This is a genomic window from Psychrobacillus sp. FSL K6-2365 (assembly GCF_038003165.1).
GTDB classification, from domain to species: Bacteria; Bacillota; Bacilli; order Bacillales_A; family Planococcaceae; genus Psychrobacillus; species Psychrobacillus psychrodurans.
Genome location: NZ_JBBOOO010000001.1, coordinates 247,259 through 272,606 on the forward strand (window position 1 = coordinate 247,259; position 25,348 = coordinate 272,606).

At 36.5% G+C, this 25,348-nt stretch carries 23 protein-coding genes, 3 pseudogenes and 2 riboswitches; of the genes and pseudogenes, 16 read left to right on the forward strand and 10 right to left on the reverse strand.

What is annotated here, in order from left to right; translation table 11 throughout:
- Nucleotides 1-84 precede the first annotated feature (84 nt).
- The 7 genes from MKY29_RS01250 (at nucleotide 85) to MKY29_RS01280 (ending at nucleotide 5,947) form a co-directional block, all read left to right on the forward strand.
- Nucleotides 85-1,173 (forward strand): metallophosphoesterase, encoded by a 1,089-nt coding sequence (locus MKY29_RS01250; protein ID WP_340878755.1) that lies wholly within the window; start codon nucleotides 85-87, stop codon nucleotides 1,171-1,173.
- Nucleotides 1,173-1,775 (forward strand): DedA family protein, encoded by a 603-nt coding sequence (locus tag MKY29_RS01255; protein ID WP_090569914.1) that lies wholly within the window; start codon nucleotides 1,173-1,175, stop codon nucleotides 1,773-1,775. The genes MKY29_RS01250 and MKY29_RS01255 overlap by 1 nt, the downstream gene beginning before the upstream one ends.
- Before the next feature lie 9 nt (nucleotides 1,776-1,784).
- Nucleotides 1,785-2,612 carry an undecaprenyl-diphosphate phosphatase gene (locus tag MKY29_RS01260; RefSeq protein ID WP_340878756.1) on the forward strand — a complete coding sequence of 276 codons (828 nt, stop codon included), beginning with the start codon at nucleotides 1,785-1,787 and terminating at the stop codon, nucleotides 2,610-2,612.
- Nucleotides 2,613-3,044: 432 nt separating this feature from the next.
- Complete coding sequence (locus MKY29_RS01265; RefSeq protein ID WP_340878757.1) at nucleotides 3,045-3,491, forward strand: hypothetical protein; 447 nt, start codon at nucleotides 3,045-3,047, stop codon at nucleotides 3,489-3,491.
- Nucleotide 3,492: 1 nt separating this feature from the next.
- The gene (locus MKY29_RS01270; RefSeq protein ID WP_090569905.1) at nucleotides 3,493-3,726 is read left to right on the forward strand and encodes a helix-turn-helix domain-containing protein; all 234 of its coding nucleotides are present in this window, start codon (nucleotides 3,493-3,495) and stop codon (nucleotides 3,724-3,726) included.
- A gap of 46 nt (nucleotides 3,727-3,772) precedes the next feature.
- Nucleotides 3,773-4,507, forward strand: coding sequence for a DUF4386 domain-containing protein (locus tag MKY29_RS01275; protein WP_340878758.1), 735 nt, complete (start codon nucleotides 3,773-3,775; stop codon nucleotides 4,505-4,507).
- 91 nt (nucleotides 4,508-4,598) lie between these two features.
- Nucleotides 4,599-5,947 (forward strand): IS3 family transposase gene (locus tag MKY29_RS01280; RefSeq protein ID WP_340878759.1). Its coding sequence is split into 2 segments (ribosomal slippage): nucleotides 4,599-5,052 and nucleotides 5,052-5,947, totalling 1,350 coding nucleotides; the frame shifts between segments, so codons are not numbered across the junction.
- A gap of 199 nt (nucleotides 5,948-6,146) precedes the next feature.
- Here MKY29_RS01280 and MKY29_RS01285 read toward each other — a convergent pair.
- Nucleotides 6,147-6,983: pseudogene (locus MKY29_RS01285) on the reverse strand (tyrosine-type recombinase/integrase).
- Nucleotides 6,984-7,278: 295 nt separating this feature from the next.
- Here MKY29_RS01285 and MKY29_RS01290 point away from each other — a divergent pair.
- From MKY29_RS01290 to MKY29_RS01300, 3 genes are all read left to right on the forward strand, one after another.
- The gene (locus MKY29_RS01290) at nucleotides 7,279-7,560 is read left to right on the forward strand and encodes a hypothetical protein (RefSeq protein ID WP_340878760.1); all 282 of its coding nucleotides are present in this window, start codon (nucleotides 7,279-7,281) and stop codon (nucleotides 7,558-7,560) included.
- Nucleotides 7,561-8,071: 511 nt separating this feature from the next.
- Nucleotides 8,072-8,305: a DUF3953 domain-containing protein gene (locus tag MKY29_RS01295; protein WP_340878761.1), complete on the forward strand. Its 234-nt coding sequence runs from the start codon at nucleotides 8,072-8,074 to the stop codon at nucleotides 8,303-8,305.
- A 56-nt stretch (nucleotides 8,306-8,361) separates the two neighbouring features.
- Nucleotides 8,362-8,643, forward strand: coding sequence for a hypothetical protein (locus tag MKY29_RS01300; protein ID WP_340878762.1), 282 nt, complete (start codon nucleotides 8,362-8,364; stop codon nucleotides 8,641-8,643).
- A 934-nt stretch (nucleotides 8,644-9,577) separates the two neighbouring features.
- On the opposite strand, the pseudogene MKY29_RS01305 reads toward MKY29_RS01300, so the two are convergent.
- Nucleotides 9,578-10,199 (reverse strand): annotated as a pseudogene (locus tag MKY29_RS01305) (helix-turn-helix domain-containing protein).
- 105 nt (nucleotides 10,200-10,304) lie between these two features.
- Between MKY29_RS01305 and MKY29_RS01310 the strand changes: the two are divergent.
- The 4 genes and pseudogenes from MKY29_RS01310 (at nucleotide 10,305) to MKY29_RS01325 (ending at nucleotide 15,639) form a co-directional block, all read left to right on the forward strand.
- A pseudogene (locus MKY29_RS01310) lies at nucleotides 10,305-11,185 on the forward strand (DMT family transporter).
- Between the two features lie 411 nt (nucleotides 11,186-11,596).
- Nucleotides 11,597-11,775: riboswitch (cobalamin riboswitch) on the forward strand.
- Between the two features lie 192 nt (nucleotides 11,776-11,967).
- Nucleotides 11,968-14,193, forward strand: a complete 2,226-nt coding sequence (locus MKY29_RS01315) for a ribonucleoside-diphosphate reductase subunit alpha (RefSeq protein WP_340878764.1) — start codon at nucleotides 11,968-11,970, stop codon at nucleotides 14,191-14,193.
- Nucleotides 14,193-14,636 (forward strand): flavodoxin, encoded by a 444-nt coding sequence (locus MKY29_RS01320; protein ID WP_340878765.1) that lies wholly within the window; start codon nucleotides 14,193-14,195, stop codon nucleotides 14,634-14,636. The genes MKY29_RS01315 and MKY29_RS01320 overlap by 1 nt, the downstream gene beginning before the upstream one ends.
- A complete protein-coding gene (locus tag MKY29_RS01325) occupies nucleotides 14,608-15,639 on the forward strand; it encodes a ribonucleotide-diphosphate reductase subunit beta (protein ID WP_090569883.1) in 1,032 nt (343 codons plus the stop codon). Before MKY29_RS01320 ends, MKY29_RS01325 begins: the two co-directional genes overlap by 29 nt.
- A 58-nt stretch (nucleotides 15,640-15,697) precedes the next feature.
- On the opposite strand, the gene MKY29_RS01330 is transcribed toward MKY29_RS01325, so the two are convergent.
- The gene (locus MKY29_RS01330; protein ID WP_340878766.1) at nucleotides 15,698-17,368 is read right to left on the reverse strand and encodes a sensor histidine kinase; all 1,671 of its coding nucleotides are present in this window, start codon (nucleotides 17,366-17,368) and stop codon (nucleotides 15,698-15,700) included.
- A 1-nt stretch (nucleotide 17,369) separates the two neighbouring features.
- On the reverse strand, nucleotides 17,370-18,074 hold the full coding sequence (locus MKY29_RS01335; protein WP_445677858.1) for a response regulator transcription factor: 705 nt from the start codon (nucleotides 18,072-18,074) through the stop codon (nucleotides 17,370-17,372).
- Between the two features lie 115 nt (nucleotides 18,075-18,189).
- On the opposite strand from MKY29_RS01335, the gene MKY29_RS01340 reads away from it, so the two are divergent.
- Nucleotides 18,190-19,392 (forward strand): DUF418 domain-containing protein, encoded by a 1,203-nt coding sequence (locus tag MKY29_RS01340; RefSeq protein WP_340880786.1) that lies wholly within the window; start codon nucleotides 18,190-18,192, stop codon nucleotides 19,390-19,392.
- A 38-nt stretch (nucleotides 19,393-19,430) separates the two neighbouring features.
- Here MKY29_RS01340 and MKY29_RS01345 read toward each other — a convergent pair whose 3' ends face one another.
- The 6 genes from MKY29_RS01345 to MKY29_RS01370 form a co-directional block, all read right to left on the reverse strand.
- Nucleotides 19,431-19,799, reverse strand: coding sequence for a VOC family protein (locus MKY29_RS01345; protein WP_340878768.1), 369 nt, complete (start codon nucleotides 19,797-19,799; stop codon nucleotides 19,431-19,433).
- Nucleotides 19,800-19,941: 142 nt separating this feature from the next.
- A complete protein-coding gene (locus MKY29_RS01350; protein WP_241597866.1) occupies nucleotides 19,942-20,442 on the reverse strand; it encodes a DUF1697 domain-containing protein in 501 nt (166 codons plus the stop codon).
- A 63-nt stretch (nucleotides 20,443-20,505) separates the two neighbouring features.
- Nucleotides 20,506-21,264 carry an energy-coupling factor transporter transmembrane component T family protein gene (locus tag MKY29_RS01355; RefSeq protein ID WP_340878769.1) on the reverse strand — a complete coding sequence of 253 codons (759 nt, stop codon included), beginning with the start codon at nucleotides 21,262-21,264 and terminating at the stop codon, nucleotides 20,506-20,508.
- On the reverse strand, nucleotides 21,245-22,615 hold the full coding sequence (locus MKY29_RS01360) for an ABC transporter ATP-binding protein (RefSeq protein ID WP_340878770.1): 1,371 nt from the start codon (nucleotides 22,613-22,615) through the stop codon (nucleotides 21,245-21,247). The genes MKY29_RS01355 and MKY29_RS01360 overlap by 20 nt, the downstream gene beginning before the upstream one ends.
- A complete protein-coding gene (locus MKY29_RS01365; protein WP_340878771.1) occupies nucleotides 22,608-23,189 on the reverse strand; it encodes an ECF transporter S component in 582 nt (193 codons plus the stop codon). Before MKY29_RS01365 ends, MKY29_RS01360 begins: the two co-directional genes overlap by 8 nt.
- A gap of 1 nt (nucleotide 23,190) precedes the next feature.
- On the reverse strand, nucleotides 23,191-23,772 hold the full coding sequence (locus tag MKY29_RS01370; protein WP_090569858.1) for a YkoF family thiamine/hydroxymethylpyrimidine-binding protein: 582 nt from the start codon (nucleotides 23,770-23,772) through the stop codon (nucleotides 23,191-23,193).
- Between the two features lie 79 nt (nucleotides 23,773-23,851).
- A riboswitch (TPP riboswitch) is annotated at nucleotides 23,852-23,959 on the reverse strand.
- A 310-nt stretch (nucleotides 23,960-24,269) separates the two neighbouring features.
- Between MKY29_RS01370 and MKY29_RS01375 the strand changes: the two genes are divergently transcribed.
- A complete protein-coding gene (locus tag MKY29_RS01375; RefSeq protein ID WP_340878772.1) occupies nucleotides 24,270-25,229 on the forward strand; it encodes a 2-hydroxyacid dehydrogenase in 960 nt (319 codons plus the stop codon).
- Nucleotides 25,230-25,348: the final 119 nt, after the last annotated feature.

Here is a 25,348-nt window from a genome sequence, read left to right on the forward strand (position 1 = left end):
TGCTATACTTATGGAAAAGTAATGAATTAGTGTAGTACCTGATACTTTGTTGAGTTAAAAATACATACATTGGAGAACTGATACATGAAAAGAATTATTGGAGCAATAGTAGCGATCCTCTTATATTCTGCCATTGTCTTTTACTTTGGCTGGGGCATTTCCAAGTGGTTAGAACTTTACTTTCCTATAAATAGTTGGTTATTTGGTGTTGTCTGGGGACTAATTGCTTTTGGCTTTGTTATTGGGAGATTCAGTCATAAGCTACGGCTATTTAGTATAATAGGATCCTACTGGTTTATTGTCATGCAGTACGGGATTATCCTTTTTCCAATCGCTACTTTACTACTGTGGATCTTCCCATCTTCTTTGAACTTAATAGGGTGGACGGTTTTCCTGATTTTCCTCTTTATATTAATATTTGGGACCTATAATGCATACACACCTGTTGTTCGAGAACTTTCTATTGTAATGCCGAAAAAAGGATCTAAGCTAGAATCTGTTAAAGTAGTGGTTGCATCTGATTTCCACCTTGGTTTATTATCCAATAAGGCGCATTTAAGTCGCTTTGTGAAAAAAGCAAATGCAGAGAAGCCGGATTTAATATTATTAGCAGGAGATTTAGTCGACGATGATCCTATTTGGTTTGTTCAAAATGGCATGTCCGAAGTGATGAAACAACTCGAGTCTACGTATGGTATATATGGGGTGCTTGGAAATCATGAGTATTATGGAAAAAAGATTCCTCTATTAGTAGAAGAGATGGAAGCATCGAATGTCCGTATGTTATTAGATGAAACTATTTTAGTAGCAGATTCGTTCTATTTGACAGGTCGTGAAGACTTGACGAATAAAAACAGAAAGCAATTATCTGAATTATCTCCAGAAGAAAGAGATCTACCTTGGTTTGTTATGGATCATACACCATCTAATTTACTGATACCTGAGAAGGAAAAGGTAGATTTCCATGTGTCTGGTCATACGCATTTAGGACAAATGTGGCCAAACCATTTATTTACGAGAAGGATATTTGAATTAGATTATGGGTACAGATGTAAAGGAAGTTTACATGCCATTGTATCTTCTGGGTTTGGCTTTTGGGGACCGCCTATAAGGTTAGGTAGTCAATCAGAGCTATGGTCAGTAAACATTAAGTTAGAGGATGTGGAAGTATAATGGAAGCATGGATTACAGACTGGATGAATCAGTTTGGTTATCTAGGAGTATTTTTATTAATTTTGGCAGAAAATATGTTTCCCCCAATTCCATCTGAAGTGATTTTAACACTTGGAGGATTTATGACGACGACTACTAGCATGACGAAGCTTGGTATTATTATTGCTTCCACGGCAGGTTCTGTCATTGGTGCAGCTATTTTGTACTGTATCGGGACACTGTTAGATGTTGAGCGTTTGGAGAAAATCATTGGGAAGTACGGGAAATTCTTAAGATTAACTATCAAGGACATACACAAAGCTGATGCTTGGTTCGATAAATACGGAGTCTGGGCAGTGTTTTTTGGAAGATTGATACCACTTGTAAGAAGTCTTATATCGATACCTGCGGGGATGTCGAATATGAAGTTTGGATTATTTCTTCTATTTACGACACTTGGAACATTAATATGGAATACGGTATTAGTTTCGGTAGGAGCAGCGGTAGGAGATAATTGGGATGAAATTGTTGGGTATATGGATATTTACTCTAACATTGTGTACGCACTTATAGCTATTTGTGGTATTGCATTTCTTATTTGGTATTTTAAAAAACGAGATTAAGGAGATTATATGGAATTTTTAGAGCTATTAAAAGCACTTATACTAGGGTTTGTTGAGGGAATGACAGAGTTTGCACCGGTTTCATCTACAGGTCATATGATTATTGTCGATGATATGTGGTTGAAAACAGAGGAGTTTTTAGGGAAGTATTCTGCTAATACGTTTAAAATTGTAGTCCAATTAGGATCAATTTTAGCTGTAGTAGTGGTTATGTGGAAACGATTATTTAGTTTAGTCGGGTTATACAAAATAGATACAGAAGAGTCGAGTAAGCAGTTCAATTTACTACACGTTATTGTTGGTATTATTCCAGCAGGAGTATTAGGAGTTTTATTAGAAGACTTTATAGATAAAAATTTATTTGGAGTAGAAACAGTAATATTTAGTCTTGTAGCGGGCTCTATTTTAATGATTGTTGCAGATAAGTTTGGGCCTAAAAAACCTTCTATCGTAAGCTTGGACCAAATTACATATGCAAAGGCTTTTAAGGTAGGGTTAGTGCAATGTCTTTCTTTATGGCCTGGCTTCTCTCGTTCAGGAGCAACCATATCTGGCGGGGTATTATTTGGAATGAGCCATAAAACAGCAGCAGATTTTACATTTATAATGGCTGTGCCGATAATGGCTGGAGCAAGTCTAATATCTGTTGTTAAAAACTGGGAAGACATTGATATGAACCATTTAAGTTTTTACGTTGTAGGATTTATTAGTGCGTTTGTGTTCGCCCTTATTTCTATTAAGTTCTTCCTGAAATTAATTTCGCGCGTTAAATTAATGCCATTTGCAATTTATCGCCTTATTTTAGCGGCGATTCTGGCCGTTATTGTATTTATGTAAATAATGAATTTGATAAAGTGATCCGTGTCCGAGGAGCGATACAAAATATAGAAAAAAGCATTGCCGCTGGCAGTGCTTTTTTCAAAGTGATTATATCTTAATATGGAGTGTAGGGAGAAAGTTTGTGAAACATTACACTTAAACTAACGGTGCATTTAGTTGAACAAGAGAAATCTAAATCGCTTGGAATATATTTTTTTAAAAAAGCATTGCTGTCTCTTAGCATTGCTTTTTTTGATGCTATGAAGTTCAGAAAATCATTTATGTCTTAGTTCATTTTTAAGTTTTCCTAACCGGTTGGATCTTCATTTATACTCGCTCATTATTCATTTAATAAATTTTATGTCATGTATAGTCAACCTTACATAATGTTTAGCATACAATACAATATGTAAAACAGCACTTACTTAATTTTAAAGGGGGTATGTAAGCATGACCTATCAAGAAAAGAAAAGTATCGTCTCGTTATTCAGCGCTATTTTCATTTTTATATCCTTCTGCTTGTATATGTATCCGCATTATCCAGAAGGGGGGCTAGACTCGTCCGATACCTTTCGCTATTGGGGTTTCTTCATTCTCATCTTAACTGTGGTCTCTATAGTAGCACACATCGTAATTAGCATTATATTTAACATTTTGTTTAGAATTACAACAAGAGAAAAAGAACCAGCATTCGCAGATGAGTTGGATAAATTAATTGACTTGAAAGCACATCGAAACTCTTTCTTTGTATTTATCATCGGTTTTGTTATTGCAATGGGATCGTTATTTATTGAGCAGTGGTCACAGATGATGTTTATTATTCTAATTGCTTCAGGATTCATCTCAGATGTGGTTGGCTCTTTATCTAAGCTATATTACTATCGGAAAGGTGTCTAATATGAGCAAAAATCTTGTCGGCAATCACATCCGAAAATTACGCTTTAACCATGATGAAATGACCCAGCAGCAATTAGCTGACAAGGCGGGTGTTACAAGACAAACTATCGTGGCTCTCGAGAAAGGAAATTATTCGCCATCACTAGAACTGGCCTTTCGCATTTCCTTAGCCTTTAACTTGCCATTGGAAGAGGTTTTCTTTTATGGGGACACCACAAACTTGAAAAAACAATGATCGTTTTTCCTTATCGTTTATGAATATTAAAAAAGGGGATAAAAAAATGAGTTCAAATCAGAAAGCAGCAAAGATTGTGGGGGTACTATTTTTATTAGCAGCGCTTTCGGCGGTAATTGGCCTTTTGTTGTACGATCCTATCCTAAACAGTTCCGATTACTTGATTAAGGGTTCCGAAAATGCCAATCAGGTGACACTAGGAGCACTTTTGGAGTTAATTCTTGTCGTATCAGTGATTGGAACGGCGACGACAATGTTTCCAATTTTAAGAAAGTATAATGAAACTATAGCTCTTTGGCATGTTTACTTTAGGTTTCTTGAAGCGGTTATAATCACTATTGGTATAATTAGCGTACTGTCTCTATTGACATTAAGCCAGAACTTCGTAACAGCTGGAGTCGCAGACGCTAGCTCTTATCAAGCTTCGGGAACATTATTAAAAGCTATACATGACTGGACGTTTATGCTAGGACCACTATTCATGTTAGGCATCAACACAATCATGTATAGTTATATATTTTATAAATTAAAGCTTGTACCCAGACCTTTATCCATTTTGGGTATGTCAGGAGCGGTGATGGTATTCATTAATGCCCTATTAGTACTGTTCGGTGTAGTTGAACAACTTTCTGCTTGGGGTATTATGGCGCTTCCAATAGCAGCATTTGAAATGATTTTAGCTGTATGGCTCCTTGTTAAGGGATTCAATGAATCTGCACTTTCTTCCTTGTCAAAAATAGAAAATGACAATAGGATAGCTCATGCAGGTCGACTGCATTAATTAAAAAAAGAGTACAGGATCATGACATCGTCACAATTGAAGTGCACCCCAATTGTTAGACACAATCTAACAATTGGAGGTGTATTTTTTTATGTCTAAATTTACATTTGAAGAAAAATTATTTGCAGTACAGAGCTATTTGAACAACGAAGGTGGATATAAGACAATTGCCAAACAAATTGGCACGGTTCAATCAACAGTAGTTAAGTGGGTGATGCTCTACAAGCAACATGGGATAGATGGGCTTATGAAAAGCTATACAAATTATAGTGCAGAGTTTAAACTAAACGTACTAAATTATATGAACGAACATAGGACGTCTTTGTATGAAACTGCTGCCATTTTTAAAATCCTTTCTCCTTATACGATTACAAAATGGAAAAACACACTCGAAAAAGCTGGAGTAGACGCCCTAGAATCAAAAACAAAGGGGCGTCCATCTATGAAAAAAGAAACAAAGAAAGCAACACCAACTGAAGGGTCATTTGAAGCATTACAAGCAGAAAACGAGCGTTTACGCATGGAGAATGCCTATTTAAAAAAGCTGAACGCCTTAGTTCAGGAAAAGGATGCACTACAACGAAAGACAAAGCGCAAGTAGTGTATGAACTAAGGGAAGAATTCGCTGTTAAAAAGCTAATCAAAGTTGCGGGGATAGCACGTAGTACCTACTATTACTGGATAAATACCTTTGGGCGTGGAGATAAGTATGAGGAAGTAAAATCAGTTATCTCTTCGATTTTCCACGAACATAAAGGTAGATACGGATACCGTCGTATTACATTCGAACTGCGCAATCGTGGATATCAAATCAATCACAAAACGGTTCTTCGCTTAATGAAGCAGCTTGGTTTAAAATGCCTTGTGCGCATGAAGAAATATCGTTCGTACAAAGGGCCTGTCGGAAAAATTGCGCCTAATATCTTAAAGCGTGATTTTGTAGCAACGAAGCCGAACGAGAAATGGGTAACGGATGTGACTGAATTTCATTTATTTGGTGAAAAACTCTATCTCTCGCCCATACTTGATTTATTCAATGGCGAAATTATTGCATATAACCTAGAGTCACGACCAGTATATCCACTCGTTTCGAAGATGTTAGACCAAGCTTTGATGCGTTTATACGATGGAGACGCTCCAATTCTCCACTCAGATCAAGGATGGCATTACCAAATGAAACAGTATTCTAAAAGTTTAAAAGCACATGGGATCACGCAAAGTATGTCCCGTAAGGGAAATTGTCTTGATAATGCGGTAATTGAAAACTTCTTTGGGTTACTAAAATCCGAATTACTTTACCTACAAGAGTTTGAAAGTATGGCTCACTTCAAGCAAGAGCTTGAACAATATATTGATTACTATAATCACAAACGAATCAAGACAAAATTAAAAGGTCTGAGCCCGGTACAATACCGGACTCAGACCATAGAAGCGGCTTAACTAAATAAAGTGTCTAACTTTTCGGGTTCACTTCAAATACTGTACTCTTTTATTTCATCTATTCTTATAGTTCTTGTTATTCTTTCCAAACTAGGAAATTATCGTAAGTTATTTCAAGTACGCGATTGTGACCTTATTCAACTATCGGGTGATTTAGTCAAGTAGAGCAACGTCTATTTAGATGTTGCTCCTTTTACATTTAAAAGTACTTCTGATAATACTCTTTCCTTAGTCTTCCGCTTAACTGAGCGTAGATCCTAGTGGTTTCACTTTTCTCATGCCCCATAAGGCTTTGTATGACTTCAATAGGAGCTCCATTATTCATCAAATGAGTTGCGTAGCTGTGTCTAAGTTGGTGCGGATGAATCTCTTTATTAATTTCTGCACGATTGGAGATCCGTTTGATGATGTATCGCATTTGGGCGACGCTCTTTTTATGTGGTTGTCTAGCTGTTACAAAAATAGCAGAGTTGTGATCATCACGGCTTTCTATATAGCGTTTCAACCATATGTCGCAACGTGTATTATAATAAACCTCTCTTTCTTTATCGCCTTTTCCTCTAACGGTTGCGGATTGATTGGACGAATTAATGTGGTTCTTTTCCAAAGCAACTATTTCTCCAATTCAACATCCGGTAGAAAACATGAATTCAAAAATAGCTTTTTCCATAGGGGAATGAAAGGATTCACGAAGGTGTTCAATCTCTCGTTCGGTTAAATACTTGAGTATTTGTTTCCCTACTGGGTTCTTTATTTTTGGAAGTTGGATTCTTACTCAAGTAATCTTCTTCATGGGACCAACGAAAAATGATTTCATAAAGCGGATACGGTGTGCAAGACTGGCCGGTTTTAAATGCTTGCCGGATACAGCGAGATACTCTTTCAGTTTATTTGTATCCAGTAATTCCATCTCTACATCCTTAAAATAATCAATTAGTAGCAAAGACTTTAACAGGTAGGCCTTCAACGTTTGTGGCGAAAAGCCCCCTATTCGCTTGTCAGCTTCAAAAGAAGCCCAAGCTTTTAACAGTATCAATTTGATTTCCCCTAAAATAGTAATATTAAAAGGATTACTGCTAGTTTAATAGAATTATAGACATAGGGCGTGTTTTTTACGATGATTTTGGAATTCCTATTTACTTCAAACGTACTAAAGAAAATGAGTAGGTTAGTTGAAAAGGGTTGTTTAACACCTGTTCAACAATCTGGCATTTTGTTTAAGGAAAATCGAGGGGAAAGGAAAAGGTGATTGATTGAGCCTAATTCAAGTTATATATATAGTGCTTATATGGACAATACCTAGTCTGGGTTCTTGGTATTCCTTCAAAAAAATGGAGAAAAAGAAACAGATAGAGCTTATAAAAGAATGGAGAAATCCTTTATCTATTTTAGGTATTATACCTGGTTTTATTGGTTTGCTCGTATATCTTACAGGCTCTGTTGTAGCATCTGACATAAAAGTCTTACGTGATTTGGGAATCGCTTTAGCACTATTTGGTTGGTTTGTAATTTGGGTAGTAGGTCTGATTAAAGGAGAGGAAAGTACCTTTAAGTGTATTGCTATGATATCAATAGGGATTTCCGTACTAATTGCTTATATCTATCTGTTTTAAATAAATAAGAAAGATGGTTAATAAGCGTCTCTGTTCTTACTAAACTAACAGGTGATTTACTTCAAGTAGTGTTAAGGCCTTTTTTTATTGAACTAAAGCGCTTAGTTCAATAATAGAATGAGAATTTTTATCTTGTATTTGACATATAAAGCGTAGTAAAAAAGCCGAAATTTAATCAGCTTTCTGTTTCTTGATTTTAATAACTCTGTATATATTTTTTAAAATCATTGCTGATAATACAAGGATTACAAATACTCTAGAAAATGTGGTGTTTAAGTCGTTGGATAATAATACGGCCATTAATACAAACAAGGATAAGATATATAAAATTCCGTTGGTTACTTCTGATTTAAACATGGTAGTATACCAACTTTCTAAATATTTATTATCTATTATACGTATCTGAAATCAACAAGTTTCAAAAGTTTAAATAATAACTAAGTATCAGTTCGACCATAGTGTGTAATAAAAGAGAAATTAAAGCTAAGATAATTTTAGGGGGGATATCTTGATGAAAATAACTAGAATTGTATTTGCAATAATTGCTTTTTCCTTATCAAGTTATAGTCTGATAAGTAGAGATTTTGATTTAATGCCGATTGTAATGATGTGCTTAGGGACATTTATGTTAGCGTCAGGATTATCCGAACTTCAGAAAGACCGAAAAAGATTTGAAGGGTATTTATTCATTATTGTTTCTTTATTTATTTTCACTGTTACCATAATGGGTTTCTTATTGAACTAAAGAAGCATATTAGCTAAATAAGGCGAACTATAAATACATTTTGAATGAGGGATAGTATGAACTACTACCAAATTATAAAAGAAGTAATTAATGATTGGGACCCAATGTGCCTTTTAAGTTACACATCTGAGGATGAATATGATCCAGAAATAAGTCGCATTGTATCGCACTTACCAACTGCATCTGTTGAAAAATTAGCTGGAGTTATACATGTAGTCTTTGGTGCAATGTTTTCGAGGAGTAGAGTACCTTCGATTAATGATTGTTATCCAAGTGCCTTGAAAATTTGGAACAAAATTTATAATAATAAATTTCCAAATTTAAAAAAACGATATTAATCAAAAAGCAATATTATTCAACTAACAGGTGCTTGTGCGGCCGAGCCTAGGTCGTATCATATAGCGGGTGGGATTCCCGTCGAGAAAGAACTAGCCATTCACTCGTAGCGAGTCTTGGAGGGCTAATGGTAACATTCGCCTTTAAGCGTAGACAGTTAGGTGGCGGGCCGAAAGCCAACTGGTTGAAGGGATTGAGCTCCATAATGTTAGTAAATCGAGAGGGCTGATGCCTTAAGCACAGCAGAAAGCTACATTTTATCCATCGTTAAAGGCAAGAAGGATAAAACCTCTCTGGAGTCAGAGACCTTGGCACGTCACACATTGATATGATACGGCAACTCGGGAGGCCCTACCGGTCTTTTCTTCTTATAGAAGAGTATGGTGTACAAGCGATAATAAGCAAGGAAACCAAATGCCGTTGTAGGGAGTCGGATAGCAGCGTAGTACCAATGAAGTTGGGTAATGCCGATGGAGGAAAGGCTGCTACCAAATGATCACTCTCACTAGGGACACATTTACTACACACAGCGGTAGAAATAATAAATGTAAACTAAACTATTGAGGATAGCAGAATCACCATTTTGTGAAGGATGATTTGGAGGAGCCGTGTGCGTAAATAGCGCAAGCACGGTTCTGTGAGGGGGGTGGAACACAATCTACCGTAAGGTAGAGAGGTTCCCTTCTACTCGACTACTTCAAGAGGGAGTAAAGTCTTTTTCTTACTAAAGTAACGAAGCGTTTTAGTTGAAGAAGTAATGCTGTAAAGTTCGGATCCTAGTTGTGAAATCACCGGTCATGTTATTCAATCAGGCCAGATTGCATAACGATTTTTTACGGGGCAGTTCCAAAAGTCGATATTTGCTCGATTTTTGGAACTACCCTTTTTATTGGTTGAAATCCCTATTTCTTAAATATTTACATGGGGATGGGCTATTTAGATTAATGATGGAGTTAGGACGAATAATATATGATTCGATTCATCACTTTTGTTCAAAAACCGGTGTTTAACATTTGGTGGAATGCGCACGACATCTCCTTCATTTAGAAAGTATTCGGTGCCTTCCAGTTCGACATACGCTTGTCCTTTCATCACGACAGCAATTTCTTCTTGGTTATAGTGTGAATAGTGACTTTCAGTAGTACTTGCGTGTGCATTTAAATCCATTAGTAAGAGTTCAATATGTGCTTTCATGAAATCTGGTGTTAACACATCATAGACAATATGGTCACTATTCTCACGATATACTTTCTTTCGATCATGTTTTCTCGAAATGAGCGAATCCGTATCAATTTCATTAATGAAGAGGGTAAAGAGTGGTACATTTAATGCCTTTGCAATTAGTTTTAGTACACTTAAAGATGGATTTGCTTGTCCTCTTTCTATTTGGCTAATAAGTGAAGTGCTAATCCCAGCATAATCAGCGAACTCACGAATTGTCATACCACTCTTTTTACGATAATTTAATACGGTTTGTCCGAGACGATGATCGTTCATAGTAAAACCCCTTTCTACAATAATGTATGTTTAACTCATTTTGTGCTGACATACTAAACATAGCGAAATAATACTTTTTTCAATTACATAAATATTTTATACTTACCCTTGTACATTATAATAAATTAATTTTATTATTGTAAATAATTATCTAGGAGGACCAGAATTGAAATCTCCTCATATTTCTTACGCACTCTTATTTTTTGGCGTATTCGCATTATCGTCTTCAGCTATCTTTGTGAAATTAGCAGATGCACCTGCTACAATTACAGCATTTTATCGAATGTTTTTTGCAACTGTAATACTTTTTCCATTTTTATTAGTTAATAAAAAGAACCGACAAGAATTACGTTTGTTATCAAAAAAACAATGGGGACTCGGATTATTATCAGGGGCGTTTCTAGCAGCACATTATGTATTGTGGTTTGAATCATTAAATTACACATCTGTTGCAAGCTCGACGGTTATTGTCACATTACAACCACTCTTTTCGATGATTGGCGGTTATTTTTTATTCAAGGAGCGTTTCAGTAAAGGGGCTATAATGGGCTTTCTTGTAGCGATTGCCGGAAGTATTGTCATTGGATGGCAGGATTTTCAAATTAGTGGACTAGCATTATTTGGCGATATACTTGCACTTATTGCGGCAGGCATCATAACAGCTTACTTTTTCATTGGTCAGCATGTACGTAAAAGGCTATCTCTTATCCCATATTCAGTTATTAGTTACGGGAGCAGTACATTGCTTTTAGGTGTTTTTGCTTTTTGTCAGCAAACACCCTTCTTTAATTACTCTGTACAAACATGGTGGTCCTTTATTGGATTGGCGTTTATTGCGACAATTTTAGGGCAAACAATTTTCAATTGGTTGTTGAAATGGCTAAGTACCTCCATTATTTCAATGAGTATATTAGGAGAGACAATTGGAACCTGTATACTCGCGTATTTCATTTTGATGAAGTCATTTCTTTACAACAAGGTATGGGTATCGTACTTATCTTAATCGGTCTAGCATTATTTTTACTACAGAATAGAAATAAAGAATAAATAATAGAGACTAATTGGCGGTACGAGAATAGATTAAATTAAAACACATATTAGAATAATACCTTTTAATTAATAAACGCTCAAAATCTATAAAACTGCATAACAAAAGAGCCTCTGAAAAACCTCTAGGTTCCCCTTTTCTTATTAACTTAATTTTAAGGAAGTATAAAGTGAAGTCAGAACTGTAAAGAATCTATTTGATACTTAAAACTCCTGAGAGGAAGGGTAGGTAGTTTAACAATGAGAAATATTATGATGGAGCTATATTATATTATTTTAGTCACTTGAAAATAGTGAAGAAATTTTATACATATGGGACTTTTTATAGATTTCTTGTTTAATAATATATTATCTATTGCTCCTATAAACACAATATGTTAGATTATATAAATGAACTAAACACAATATATAGTATGTTAACGATGAGAAGGTACCTTTATGGTTTAAAAGGGAATTCGGTAAAATGCCGAAGCTGTCCCCGCAACTGTAAGTGTGGACGACTGTTGGAATAGCCACTGCGAGCAATCGTGGGAAGGCCAACAGGAGAGTGAAACACGAGCCAGTAGACCTGCCTTTTCATCGGTAAGCAACACTTTCTTCGGGGGTTGAGAGGTGGGAGCGAAGGCCAATATCTCGAATGCTTGATATGTCTTGTTGTATCCTACACTTTTAATTTTGAGCGATGTCTCAGCCGAAGATGGCTGTGACATCGCTTTTTTGTGCTCTATTTCAAAGGGGAGTACCACATAAATGATTCAATTAAAAAATAGGAGGAATTCAAAATGACAATCATCTCAAACACTACTAAACAAGAAGTATTACATAATCTAATCAAAGAATTTGGGGAGGAAAAAATTGCTCCTCTTATAAAAACACATGAAAGATGGATGCAAAAGCACCCGGAAGGTACAATAGCTGCTTGGTCTAAGACAATGTCACTGGAAGCATTAAGTTTTCTAGATGAACAAGAAACTTATTGGACCTTTGTAGCAGCAAGAGTGCATTTAGCAGAGGTTTATGAACAAGTAGCTGAGAGAAGAAGCACAACTGCGGATGCAGTGTATACAAAATTTGCTAGTAATGTTCAACTGTTAAGTGAAAAAGGAATTTATGACAAACGTCTTAAACAAGCATACTCCCAGCAAGAATTAGAGCAGCTATCTGAAGTTCTCGTACAGGAAAGAGATTATTTATTTACTTATATCGGCCTCAAAACACTACTGGATCGGTATGTAGCGAAGGACTTTGATAAAACAATTGTAGAACTGCCTCAGGAACGTTGGCTTATTATTGCTATGACACTTATGAAAGACGAGCATGAAAATCGTTTAGAAAAAATAAAAGAATCATATTGGGCAATGAGTAATTTATATATGACAGTAGCAACACCAACACTTTCAAATGCCGGTAAACCTCATGGTCAGCTTTCTAGTTGTTTTATCGACACGGTAGACGATAGTCTTCAAGGTATCTACGATAGCAATACGGATGTAGCGACTCTTTCGAAATTTGGTGGCGGCATTGGTGTTTATATGGGTAAGGTGCGTAGCCGAGGGTCTTCCATTAGAGGTTTTGTTGGTGCTTCAAGCGGTGTACTTCCTTGGATTAAACAACTCAATAACACTGCAGTAAGTGTAGATCAGCTTGGCCAGCGTCAAGGTGCGGTGGCTGTTTATTTAGATGTTTGGCATAAAGATATTTTTACATTTTTAGATCTACGTTTAAATAACGGAGATGAACGCTTGAGAGCTCACGATATTTTTACTGGGGTGTGCTTGCCAGATTTATTTATGGAAAAAGTGGATGCTAGAGAGGAATGGCATTTATTTGACCCGCAAGAAGTTCGTCAGCTAAAGGGCTATTCGTTAGAAGATTTTTATGATGAAAAACGTGGAGATGGTTCCTTCCGCCAAAAATATGAGGAATGTGTAATCGATCATCGTTTGTCTCGAGAAACAGTTCCTGCTATCGATTTGATGAAGCGAATTATGCGCTCTCAGCTAGAGACAGGTGTTCCGTTTATGTTTTACCGCGATGAGGTCAATCGTAGCAATCCAAATAAACATGCCGGGATGATTTATAGTAGTAATCTTTGTACAGAAATTTTTCAAAATCAAAGCGCAACAACATTCGAGTCCATTCAAATAGAGGACGATATAATTGTCACTCGTCGTAAGCCAGGGGACTTTGTCGTATGTAATTTATCGTCTATAAATTTAGGACGAGCAGTTCCAGCGGATGTTTTGGAAAAGCTTATAAAAATTCAGGTTCGAATGCTTGATAACGTGATTGACCTAAACATGATTCCAGTTCCTCAAGCAGAACGGACGAATTCTAGATACAGAGGGATCGGTTTAGGAACGTTTGGATGGCATCATTTACTCGCACTTAAGAATATTCGCTGGGAATCAGATGAAGCTGTAGAGCTTGCAGATGCATTATACGAAAAAATTGCATACTTAACGATTAAAGCATCTGCGGAGCTTGCAGTAGAAAAAGGGGCATATCCATTATTTGAAGGATCGGATTGGCAAACGGGAGTCTATTTTGACAAGCGCGGGTACGAGAGCGAATCATGGAATGAACTACGAGAGCAAGTGAGTAATAATGGATTACGCAATGGTTATTTAATGGCAGTTGCTCCGAATTCGTCGACATCCATCATAGCTGGAAGTACTGCAAGTATCGATCCTATTTTCCAAAAGTCTTACTCGGAAGAGAAGAAGGATTATAAAATTCCGGTTACTGTACCAGATTTGAATTCTGAAACTACATGGTATTACAAATCAGCCTATTTCATCGATCAGCATTGGACACTTAAACAAAATGCTGCACGCGGACGCCATATAGACCAAGGCGTTTCGTTAAACCTATACGTGCAAAATACGATCAAAGCAAAAGAATTATTAGATTTACACTTAGATGCCTGGAATAGTGGACTGAAAACAACTTATTACGTTCGTTCTACATCTGTAGAATTAATAGATTGTGAGTCTTGTTCAAGCTAATGAAAGCTATCATTTGTTATCTAAGCTATAGCGGAAATACCGAGGAAGTCGCGGAACTATTGAAAGAGCAATTAAAAGCTAGCGATATCGATATAGATATGCATAGCATTGGCTATGGAGTGGTACCGAATTTGTTTGAATATGATCTTATTTTTATTGGAACTTTTACTTGGGATAGGGGAAGTACACCAGAGGAAATGAAGGACTTTGCAAAAGAAGTTGGAGGTAAGCCAAATAATGTCTATGTATTCGGCTCTGGCGACACACAGTTTGGCGGAGATGAACTGTTTTGTAATGCTGTAGAAAAATTAGTTAGTTTCTATAACAGTGGTTATCCAGGTTTAAAAATTGAGCAATCGCCAAGAGGTAGCCAGGAGCAGCTGGTAAGTAAATGGTTAGAAGGAGTTTTGGAACATGCAGAAGGCAAAAACATTAGATCCTAGAAATCCAAATAAATCGACAGGAATTTTCAATGGTAGGTCAAGTGGAATATTAAATTGGAACGATATTGCGTATCCCCACTGGCATAAGATGTACAAGCGTTTGTTAGGTAACTACTGGCAGGCAGATGAGATCAATATGTCAAACGATATTAAGCAGTTCGCGAGCCTTAGTACATCAGAACAAGATGCTTATTTGAAGATTATTGGCTTGCTTGCAACATTGGATGCACCTCAAACACGCACTGCTCTGCTATTGTCGTTATACGCAACCGATTCGTCGGTTCAATCGATTATGGCAGTCATAGCGCAACAGGAAGCGGTACATAATGAAAGCTATTCCTATGTTTTATCTTCTATAGTTTCGCTGGATCAACAAAATAAGGCATTCGAATTTGGAAGAACCGACAAAATTTTACTCAAGCGTAATCAAAATATCGCGAAGTATTATAATGACTTCGTAGAAAACCCGACTACAGAAAATATATTAAAAACGCTAACGTACACAACTCTGCTAGAAGGTTTATTTTTCTATTCAGGCTTTGCCTACTTCTATAATCTTGCTAGATACAACAAGATGGTAGGGACTTCTACAATGATCAGCTATATTAACCGAGACGAACTAGAGCATGGTCGATTTATATCCGAACTATTTAGAGCAACACTATCTGAAAACCCAGAACTGAATAACGAAGAAATGATTGAATGGGTATACGAGCAATATAAAGAATCCGTAGAATTAGAAATAGAGTGGTCGCAATATGTACTAGCGGATATTGAGGGAATCAATTTAGAAGAAATGCATGGGTATATTAAATACCGTGCCAACAAAATGCTGAGACTAATTGGGCTTAATGAAATCTATCCCGAATATGTGGATAATCCGATGAAATGGATACGTGCGTATGCAGATAATATTGATGGAACAAAAACAGATTTCTTTGAACAAAAGTCTCGCCAATACGTAAAAGTAAATGCCATTGATAATGGATTTGATGACCTATAAGTAAACAAGCGTCTATGAGTCACTTTTGACTTATAGACGCTTTTTTTAAAAAATACTCTTATGTTGTAGAGGGTAATGTTATGGTTACAATTGTGCCAAACTCACTCGATTTTACCTGAATGTCTCCGTTATGTGCTTCTACAAGTTGTTTTGCTATAGCAAGACCAAGGCCTGTTCCCGAAACTTCAGTAGTTGTATTTGTTCCACGATAGTAACGATTGAATAGATTTTCTAATTCCTCTATCGGAATTCCTTTTCCTTCATCTTTAATAGTTAACAACACATTATCTTTATTTTGTTCAATTATTAAAAGTACTTTTGTTCCTTCCGGTGTATGTTTAATGGCATTTCCTACTAAATTATCGAGCACTCGTTCAAATAGCTTTGGATCAATATAAACTTGTGCACCTTCGTCTCCTATGGGATCTTGGATATCCTTCCAAACAGATTTAGACGAATAGGCTTTTACAAATTCAAATAAGTTAACATTAATCTTTTCTATAGAGATAGCATTGTTTTTTAGTTGATAAGTGTAAGTTAAATCTTCTATTAAAGCATTCATATAGGTCGACTTTTCTTGCATTATCTTAGCAAAGGATCTTACCTCTTCATTTGACCAAGCGTAGTTATCAGATGATAGCATGGTTGAATAACCATAGATCGAACTAAGTGGTGTTTTCAAATCATGTGATAGACCAGTAATCCAGTCCTCTCTTAACTTTTCGGTTTGCATAATTTTTCGCTCATTTGCTTCCTGTGTAAACGCTAAATGGGAGAGTGATTGGTCAATATCTTCGTACACACGATATTTTCGTTTTAATCGCCCGGTTTTATGATTCCTTAATTTCCGATCATCTAAAACTTCATAGTCTTGTTTGGCTAATTTCTCGATACGCTTAAGAAAGTATAAAACAGGACGACCAAATCGACTTCCGATCCAAAAAGAAAACAATATAGTAAAGAAAAAAAGAATAAGATGAAATAATAGAAGACCTATCCCAAACTTTTTCATCCCATCTTCAAATGCAGGTTCGAAAGGGTTATAGTTTGAATTATTGACTCTGACAACAGCAACGTTTCCATCTTCTAATACCTCAGAGGCAATTACTTCTTTTCTTTCAGAGTAATTATGTGAACTGGTTAGTATTTCGATCCCACTAAGAGCAGGATTGGATGGCCCGAAAACAACTTTTCCCCGCTTGCCATCTGGCGTATAAATTTCAAAACTGGCATCTGCTTCTTTTAGTTTCTTTTGTATGTTATTCGATAATTCAGTCCCGTTTTCTTGAACAATCATAGAAAGTAACTGTGTTGCAGGATGTTTTTCGATAAACACAATATACAAGCCGTTACCCTGCTCCCATACAAATGCTTCCTTCGTTTTTGTCATGGCAACGAACTGAGAAATAGTGTAACTGTTGCAACAATCACTACTCTTCTCCGAGCTAGCAAGTACCTTGCCGTTTTTATTGACTAACTGAACTAGTCCTTTGTTTTCATGTGCTGAATCAATTAAGTCTTGGGACAAATGATAGGTCCCATTTGAATCCTTTGTAAAATCTGACTCAAGTTCAAACGCATCTAATTCACGAATATCTGTATAACTATTACTATTCATTACATCATAAACAAAATATACGATAAGTCCAATCGATACAATGAGCAATACTGCATAAAAAACAACAAAATAAGCTAAAAAACGTGTAGTCATTTTTGTAGATAAGCGCATTTTAATGTTCCTCACTTATAAGTTTATATCCTATACCGCGAATAGTTAAAAGAAGTTTTGGATTACCAGGTTGCACCTCAATCTTTTCGCGAAGTTTTCGGATATGAACCATTATCGTATTGTCATCTATAAAATGTTCTTCACCCCAAACGTGAGCATAAATTTGTTCCTTGGATAGAACCTGTCCTGGATGTTCGCAAAAAAGTTGCAGTAAGTAAAAGAGCTTCCCTGCTAAATTCATTTTATCCCCAGCAACAGTTAATTCAGCTGCAGCGACATCTAATTGGAAACGACCGAAGTCAAATACTTGTTTACATGTAGGGGCAGATGAAGGCGATTTATATCGTTTCATCTGCACTTTGACACGAGCAGCTAGTTCCATAGGGTTAAATGGTTTTGTAATATAATCATCGGCACCGTACATAAAGCCGCGAAGCTTGTCTGCATCACTTGCTTTTGCTGTTAGGAAAAAGATAGGTGCATCTGATTTAGTACGTACCTTTTCTGCTAGGTCAAGTCCAGTACCATCTGGTAACATAATGTCGAATATAAATAGGTCATAGTTATATTGTGCGATAAGTGTTTCGGCAGCGATAAAACTCGTGCATACATCTATCTGATGAAATCCTTCTTTTCTTAAAATGATATCTACCATGTCACCAATTGCTTGTTCGTCATCCACAACTAAAATTTTTACCTTTAACACCAATATCCACTCCAAAATTTAAGATTTCTTTAAGGTACGTTTCATACTGATATAAGCTACTTATTTTATACTAACAAATGAGCGATATAAAACTCTAGGAGGATTTCTAGTGAAAATGGAAAGAGTAAGATTGATAGACAGCCTAAGGGGTCTTAGTCTGTTCGGAATACTATTGGCAAATATGCTTATATTTCAATATGGAATGTGGGGGAAAGATGAGATTTCTTACTTCTCTTTGTCAGATCTTGACACAGGAGCATACAAGTTTATAAAAATTGTAGTAGAAGGCAGTTTTATGCCGATCTTTACATTCTTATTTGGGTACTCACTTATCAAATTGGTGGAATCTTTGAGGAAAAAAGAAGTAAAGGCTAGGTGGCATTTAGTTAGACGGTTTATTTTACTTATAATTTTTGGTACTTTGCATGGAACATACTTATGGGAAGGAGATATTTTAGCTTTTTATGGATTTATGGGATTCTTCTTATTCCTCTTTATAAACAGAAAGAAAAAGACTCTTATTATTTGGGGAATTATTTTACTTCTTTTGACAAGTGCAATGGGCTATGGAATAGTGGAAGAAACAAATGAAGAGGTAAAAGAGTTATCCTCTTATATTGTAAAAACAAATGATGTATATACAAATGGCAACTATACAGAAATAATGGATCATAGAAATAATGAAAGTCCACTATTTTTCGACGATGAATTTTTCCTCTTGTTCGTTATGATTTTAGCACCTTTTATGACGGCTCCCTTATTTTTGTTTGGGATGGCAGCAGCAAAAGGGAAACTTTTTACTAGACCTAGTTTGGAACAAAAATGGTATAAAATAGGCGTAGTTTTTTTGCCAATCGGATTAGCGTTAAAGGCAAGTAGTATACTTCTTCTACAAAATGATTGGTCTGCAATATTATTAAATGTCGGTGCACAGTTCCTTTCTCTTGGCTATATTTCTTTATTTGCACTTTTATTTGTAAGCTATTCTAATTCAAACGTATTTCATGGTTTTGAAAGTGTTGGAAAGTTGTCCTTTACGAACTATATTATGCAAAGCGTAATATGTACGACTATTTTTTACGGTTACGGCTTAGGACTGTTTGGAAATCTTGGAATGTTAAATAGTATTATTCTTGGACTTGTTATATTCGTTTTGCAGTGTGTATGCAGTTCCTTGTATTTAAAGAAATTTCAACGAGGTCCACTCGAGGTTATATTAAGAATGGGTACGAACTTCTCATGGAATGGTGCAGTGAAGAAAAGAAAAAAACGTTCGAAAAAATCTAAGAAAACAGAGATGGAAAACACCTTGGTTTAATGTAAACTAAGGTGTTTTTTCTGCAAAAATCTATCGTATTAAGTCCATTCTAAAATTTCAATGCGGTTACCAAATGGATCATTTACATAAATTCTATTTGCTCCAGGTAAATCGGTATCCACGATGAAGTGGACTTCATGTTTCATCAAATGAGTTTTCAATGCCTCTAAGTTCTCGACTTGAAATGCTGGGTGGGCTTTTTTAGCGGGTGAGAATGGCTCTTCAATACCAATATGAATTTGATAATTGCCAAATTGAAACCATACTCCGCCTCTTTTTTTCAAGACTTCAGGCTTTTCTACTTCCTGAAATCCTAAAATTTCTCCAAAGAAATGTTTCGCGATAATTTCTGAACCTTTGGGAGCAGCTAGCTGTACATGGTCTATTGATTTAAAAGCAAATGACATCATAAATCCCCCTTGTTATATTCTATTGTAATCATACGTGAGGCTAGGTCATTTGGAAAATTTATAATTTTTATACAGAAGTATAAAAATTACTTATATAACTGTAAAAAAGCTCCCACCTATTAACAAGGTGGGAGCTCATTCACATTTTCTTCAATATTTTATTCACCGTATTCTGATTGCGTGCCGTGGATGTCATACCAAGTTTTCGCTCAAAGAAAGTATTTGTAAATTTAGTTTGATGATAGGTTTTCGATAGATTAATAATGATATTGCGGCGATTCCATACGATAAATTCATCATCCACAAGGTTTTCGAGGACAGCAAGCTGTTCATCCGACACATCTTTTTCTAAGAACATTACATATACCTGTTCTTTTAAGAAAATGGGATGCTGCTGAATCTCTTCAAACGCGTCCTTCGAACGGACAACAACTGGTATGTCAAAGCCGTAAGTTTCTCGAAGAGTATTCTGCAACTGAAGCACGTCATAAGTTTTATTATCAAATATAACATTCCCAGTTTGTATATAAGTCCGTACATTTTCATAACCCATCTCTTCAAAAAGTAGCTTCAATGACTTCATGTCCACTTTATTTTTAGCACCGAGATTAATACCACGCAGTAAAGCAACAAATGACAATATCCTCACTCCCCAAATTTCACATACTTTTATATTATCGTAAGAGAGTAAGAGAAACAAAATCTATAAACGGAGCCACAACATATTCGAACAGCTTAAAACTAACACAACTAAAAATAAGCTAACTAATGCAAAGTCTACTTTCCCGATGGTAATCACATGAAAATAACTACTTCTTCGATCACCAGTGAAACCTCTCGCTTCCATTGCAAACGCCGCACGTTCTGCTTTTCGTACAGCTCCTGCAAGCATAGGAATCAAAATACGTCGTATGCCAAATAATCTTTGCAACGCATTTTTTTCCTTGTTAGCACCTCTTAATCGATGGGCCTGCCTAATTTGCACAAATTCATCTTTCAAGACGGGCAAAAATTGGTATCCAACCATCACTCCGTAAGCAATTTTGGGTGAGAGCTTTAATTGTTGCATAAGACTTAAAATGAATGTCACTGGATTCGTCGTTAAAGCGAATAATAAGGACAAGCTGGAAAATGCCATCACCCGAAAACTTAAAGATAGAGCATGATTCAATTGTGTTTGGGTAACCTGCAAATTCCAACTGGACCATACAACAGGACCCGATTGATCTTCTGCGAACACAAGTGTAGTCCAAAAATAACCGAAAGCAGTAACAAAAAAAGGAAGCATAAACAACAACCATTTTTTCCAGCTGATCTGGGTGAACAACAATTGTAGCACTAGTACGCCGATCCAAAAAACAAGTGGCGTCCAAGGATCGAAGAAGAATGCCATCGTAAACATACAAATTGTAATCGCCAAAAATTTAATCGAAGGATTCATCTTATGCAAAGCATTCTTCATGACCTATCACTCCTTTCGGGCGGAGTAGGTGATGATCCATTAACAATTGCCTGTCTTCCCATACAGCTTCAGCGTTAAACTTTCCAGTTAATTGGCCATCTTTCATCAATAAAACCGAGTCAGCTAAATAATGAGCAAACTCCATATCATGCGTAACGATCAAAAATGTGGTACCTTCACGCGCACGCTCATCGATTAAATGGAATAATTCGAACAAAGCTGCTGAGTCCTGGCCAGAAGTTGGTTCATCCATTAGAATAATTTCTCTACCATCACAAAGCATTGCTGCAATAGCCACTCGTCGCTTTTGTCCATGACTTACTGAAAATGGATGGGAATCCGCAATAGGTAACAGCTGCAATCTAGTCATCATTTCCATTGAACTTTTTCCACCACCAAAACTAACTTCATCTAACACATTTTGTGTGAGAAATAAAAACTCAGGAGATTGAGGGACATATCCTAAATTTAGAGGTACTACAGTCCCTGTAGTAGGAATTAGCTGACATAATGCTTTCAACAAAGTAGATTTTCCGCTACCATTTGGTCCGGCAAGTACTGTTACTTCTCCATGATTTAATGTGAAAGTAGTTTCTTTCAAAAAAGGCATTGCCTGTACTTTACTAACGACTAGCGAATTATTTTCTTGTGTACTGCTTGTTCGTTTTTCTAATTTAGAAGTTACTTTGCCATTATGCAAGGGAATTTTTCTTTCGAAAAAGTCCTCCCATAAATCCAATCGATGCTCAATAGCTATAATTGTCATCGGTCTTTTTTGTTGTAAATTATCTAACCACTCCACATACTTTTTGGCTGTGAAAGGGTCTAAATGGGAGAGTGGTTCATCTAGTAACAGAATTTCTGGCTCCATTATAAGTGCACATGCAGTGGCAATACGTTGCTTCTGACCACCAGAAAGTTTTTGTATGATTGCATAGCGAAACTCAGTTAAATCGGTTAGAGTCAGTACGTCAGAAATTCTTTTCTCCATTTCATCGCGTTTAGTATGCAAATTTTCAAGTGTAAAAGCAAGTTCTTCTTCAACTGTTTGCATGCAAAATTGTGCATCAGGGTCTTGAAAGACTGTCGCTATGCGATGGTTTATTTCCCCGGGAATAAAGGAAAGGCTCTCTTTCCCAAAAAGTTTTATTGAACCAGACAAAATACCATCGCAATTATCCGGATACAATCGATTGCATAAATACAGTAAAGTCGTTTTCCCACATCCACTTGGACCAGTGATGACTATACGTTCCCCTCGCAAAACAGTAAACGAAAGACCCTCCAGTATCCATTTTTCCTCGTCAGGATAACGAAAACTTACTTTCTCAAATTCGATAACTTCATGCACGAACTTCACCTTTTTTCGATCGAGAAATGGCATATCCACGAAGAGAACCAGTTGCTAGTAGACCATCTGCTACTGCTTTTCCACCGACACCGGCAAGCAAAGCACCACTTACTATACGAATTCCAAGCATTAATGCAACATAACTCGTGCTGAACACTGTAAATCCACCTAGAAAGTATCCATAAGCAAAACTAAAGATTGACGATCCAACACCAGCGAGCATCAGAACCCATAGATCAAAGCGTTTATATCGTGTAGCAGCGAAAACTGCTTCAGCACCTAGGCCTTGGATAACTCCCGAAAGTATTAAGCGGGGTCCTACAGCATTACCTAATAATACTTCAATCGCAGCTGCAATCGTCTCGGAAACGACTGCTGCACCAGGTTTGCGGATAATATACATACAAATAATTGATACTATAAACCAAATTCCAAAAATCCATTCATACGCAATTGGACCGATGAACCCAGCCCAAATATTGCCGACATGCAAGAACAATAGATAAACAATACCAAAGACAACCGCAAACAAGGACATTAGTACAATCTCTTTTAACTTCCATGATTTCAGCATATCAGCGACCTCCGTGAGAAGGGCTATTAAGACTCATAGAAACTGTCATGACCAGATGCTTATGTTTTTCTGAGCGTGCATTCGTGAATGCTTCTTCATAAAACGCAAACACATCGTGTATATCACCATGAATACCACTTGCATAGTGCATCGATTCATTGAATACACCTTGTTCTTTAGCACGATCTACTTCACGATAAATAACGTCCATGTAATTGGGATTATTCATCGGATATAGCGCAAATTGAGAGGAAACATATTGTTTTGTAATATCTGTGTTGGCGATTATATCGCCCTTATCTAGATAGGCATCTCCAGCAGAGTCACCTGGGCAACCAGCAGAGAAAGTGCCAGATAAAGCAACATGTACACCTGTTTTAGCTGCATGTAAAGTTAGAGCTTTTGCTACATTAAACACGTGCACTTGTTTCCCGCGAATGACTGTCGACACATCATCCGTATGCATCCACACATTCGACGTATCCGTCTCCTTCAAAGCTTCTTTAATTACCTTAATAAAATCATTGTTCATCGGATGTAACGAAAAACGAAATCCGATAATTGGGCTTAATCCACATTCCATTTGTAAAACCTCCTAAATTTTTTCATAAAAAAAGGCCACATCCGTGAAGATGCAGTCACTAATCCAATACAAAAATATTAGGAAAGTCACCGCACTTCCTCACGCAGGTATTATCCTGATCGAGTAATAAGGGATCGGAGCTAAAAAGCTCTCATCACAGCCAAAGTGGGCACCCCTAGTGCAGAAAACGGTATGTAGTTTTTTAAAAGACTAGAAAATATGTGCTGTTACGCATATCTATCTAGTTCAGCACCTAGCTCGCTTGAGACGCTTCGGAATTTCAGCAAAGGCATAAGGACGTCTTTACGTGAATTTCTATCCAGAGCCTGCTTCTGCGCAAAGCTTATCGCAAAAGAACATTGTTGAAGCTAACATAGGTGCTCGCACTTTTCTTATGTGCCCAAAGTATAACGTAGCTATTAAAAGATGTAAATATGTTTGCAAAATTTCGTACTTTCGTCCATGATTTGGTTAATACAACAAAGGGGGAAGAAGTTATGGACAAAATATACATTACACGTAAACTACCTGAAGAAATCGTCGAGCCTTTAAGGGCGAAATTTGATGTACATATGTGGCATAGCGAAAGTATTGCGATGACATATGAAGAAATAAAAATAAATGCTAAAGGTGCACATGCTTTATGGACGATGCTATCTGATAATATCGATCGTGCACTAATTGAAAGTCTGTCAAATTTAAAAGTAATTAGTAATTTTGCTGTTGGCTATAACAATATAGATGTGGAAGCTGCAAAAGAACAGGGTATTATCGTAACTAATACGCCGGGTGTATTAACAGAGACAACAGCAGACTTAACATTTGCTTTATTGTTAGCGACAGCTCGAAGAATAACAGAAGTAGAACAAGAAATTCGTTCAGGTAATTGGACGTCCTGGTCGCCAATGCAATATACAGGCATGGATATTTTCGGTGCAACGCTTGGTATTGTTGGGATGGGTCGTATAGGAGAAGCAGTTGCGAGGCGTGCGAAAGGCTTTGACATGAATGTGTTATATCATAATCGATCTAGAAAACTAGAAGCGGAAGAAATGTATGGTTTTACTTATGCTGAATTAGACGACTTACTAAAGCAATCTGATTTTGTTATACTTCTAACTCCACTTACTCCAGAAACAAAAGGACTTATAAGTGAACGTGAACTCAATCTTATGAAGAATACTGCAACAATTATTAATGTCGCACGAGGGGGCATTGTAGATGAACAAGCTCTATTTAACGCATTAACATCTAAAAAAATATGGGCTGCTGGACTTGATGTATTTGAACAAGAACCTGTGCCGTTAGATCATCCTTTGTTGACATTACCTAACGTAACTGTGTTGCCTCATATTGGCAGTGCTAGTATTCGAACTCGTCAAGCAATGATGCAATTGAACGCAAAAGATATAGAAGCAGTGTTAGAAAACAGAGAGCCTCAGAATAGAATTGTATAATACTTAAGCGGTGGTCCTAAAATTTAGTGACCACTTTTTTTATTAATTTATAAAACCAATTATCTCTCATTTATAGAAATTACATTTAATATCCCTTCCTAAAAGTAGAAAATTCAATA

Bases quoted from the DNA above. Each gene is read 5' to 3' on its own strand.
- MKY29_RS01355 (WP_340878769.1), bottom strand. From the start codon at position 21,264: ATGAAGAATGCTTTGCATAAGATGAATCCTTCGATTAAATTTTTGGCG.
- MKY29_RS01365 (WP_340878771.1), bottom strand. From the start codon at position 23,189: ATGCTGAAATCATGGAAGTTAAAAGAGATTGTACTAATGTCCTTGTTT.
- MKY29_RS01330 (WP_340878766.1), bottom strand. From the start codon at position 17,368: ATGCGCTTATCTACAAAAATGACTACACGTTTTTTAGCTTATTTTGTT.
- MKY29_RS01320 (WP_340878765.1), top strand. From the start codon at position 14,193: ATGAAAGCTATCATTTGTTATCTAAGCTATAGCGGAAATACCGAGGAA.
- MKY29_RS01300 (WP_340878762.1), top strand. From the start codon at position 8,362: ATGAACTACTACCAAATTATAAAAGAAGTAATTAATGATTGGGACCCA.
- MKY29_RS01375 (WP_340878772.1), top strand. From the start codon at position 24,270: ATGGACAAAATATACATTACACGTAAACTACCTGAAGAAATCGTCGAG.
- MKY29_RS01260 (WP_340878756.1), top strand. From the start codon at position 1,785: ATGGAATTTTTAGAGCTATTAAAAGCACTTATACTAGGGTTTGTTGAG.
- MKY29_RS01370 (WP_090569858.1), bottom strand. From the start codon at position 23,772: ATGGAATGTGGATTAAGCCCAATTATCGGATTTCGTTTTTCGTTACAT.
- MKY29_RS01250 (WP_340878755.1), top strand. From the start codon at position 85: ATGAAAAGAATTATTGGAGCAATAGTAGCGATCCTCTTATATTCTGCC.
- MKY29_RS01295 (WP_340878761.1), top strand. From the start codon at position 8,072: ATGAAAATAACTAGAATTGTATTTGCAATAATTGCTTTTTCCTTATCA.
- MKY29_RS01275 (WP_340878758.1), top strand. From the start codon at position 3,773: ATGAGTTCAAATCAGAAAGCAGCAAAGATTGTGGGGGTACTATTTTTA.
- MKY29_RS01290 (WP_340878760.1), top strand. From the start codon at position 7,279: ATGGAGAAAAAGAAACAGATAGAGCTTATAAAAGAATGGAGAAATCCT.
- MKY29_RS01315 (WP_340878764.1), top strand. From the start codon at position 11,968: ATGACAATCATCTCAAACACTACTAAACAAGAAGTATTACATAATCTA.
- MKY29_RS01340 (WP_340880786.1), top strand. From the start codon at position 18,190: ATGGAAAGAGTAAGATTGATAGACAGCCTAAGGGGTCTTAGTCTGTTC.
- MKY29_RS01270 (WP_090569905.1), top strand. From the start codon at position 3,493: ATGAGCAAAAATCTTGTCGGCAATCACATCCGAAAATTACGCTTTAAC.
- MKY29_RS01265 (WP_340878757.1), top strand. From the start codon at position 3,045: ATGACCTATCAAGAAAAGAAAAGTATCGTCTCGTTATTCAGCGCTATT.
- MKY29_RS01325 (WP_090569883.1), top strand. From the start codon at position 14,608: ATGCAGAAGGCAAAAACATTAGATCCTAGAAATCCAAATAAATCGACA.
- MKY29_RS01345 (WP_340878768.1), bottom strand. From the start codon at position 19,799: ATGTCATTTGCTTTTAAATCAATAGACCATGTACAGCTAGCTGCTCCC.
- MKY29_RS01255 (WP_090569914.1), top strand. From the start codon at position 1,173: ATGGAAGCATGGATTACAGACTGGATGAATCAGTTTGGTTATCTAGGA.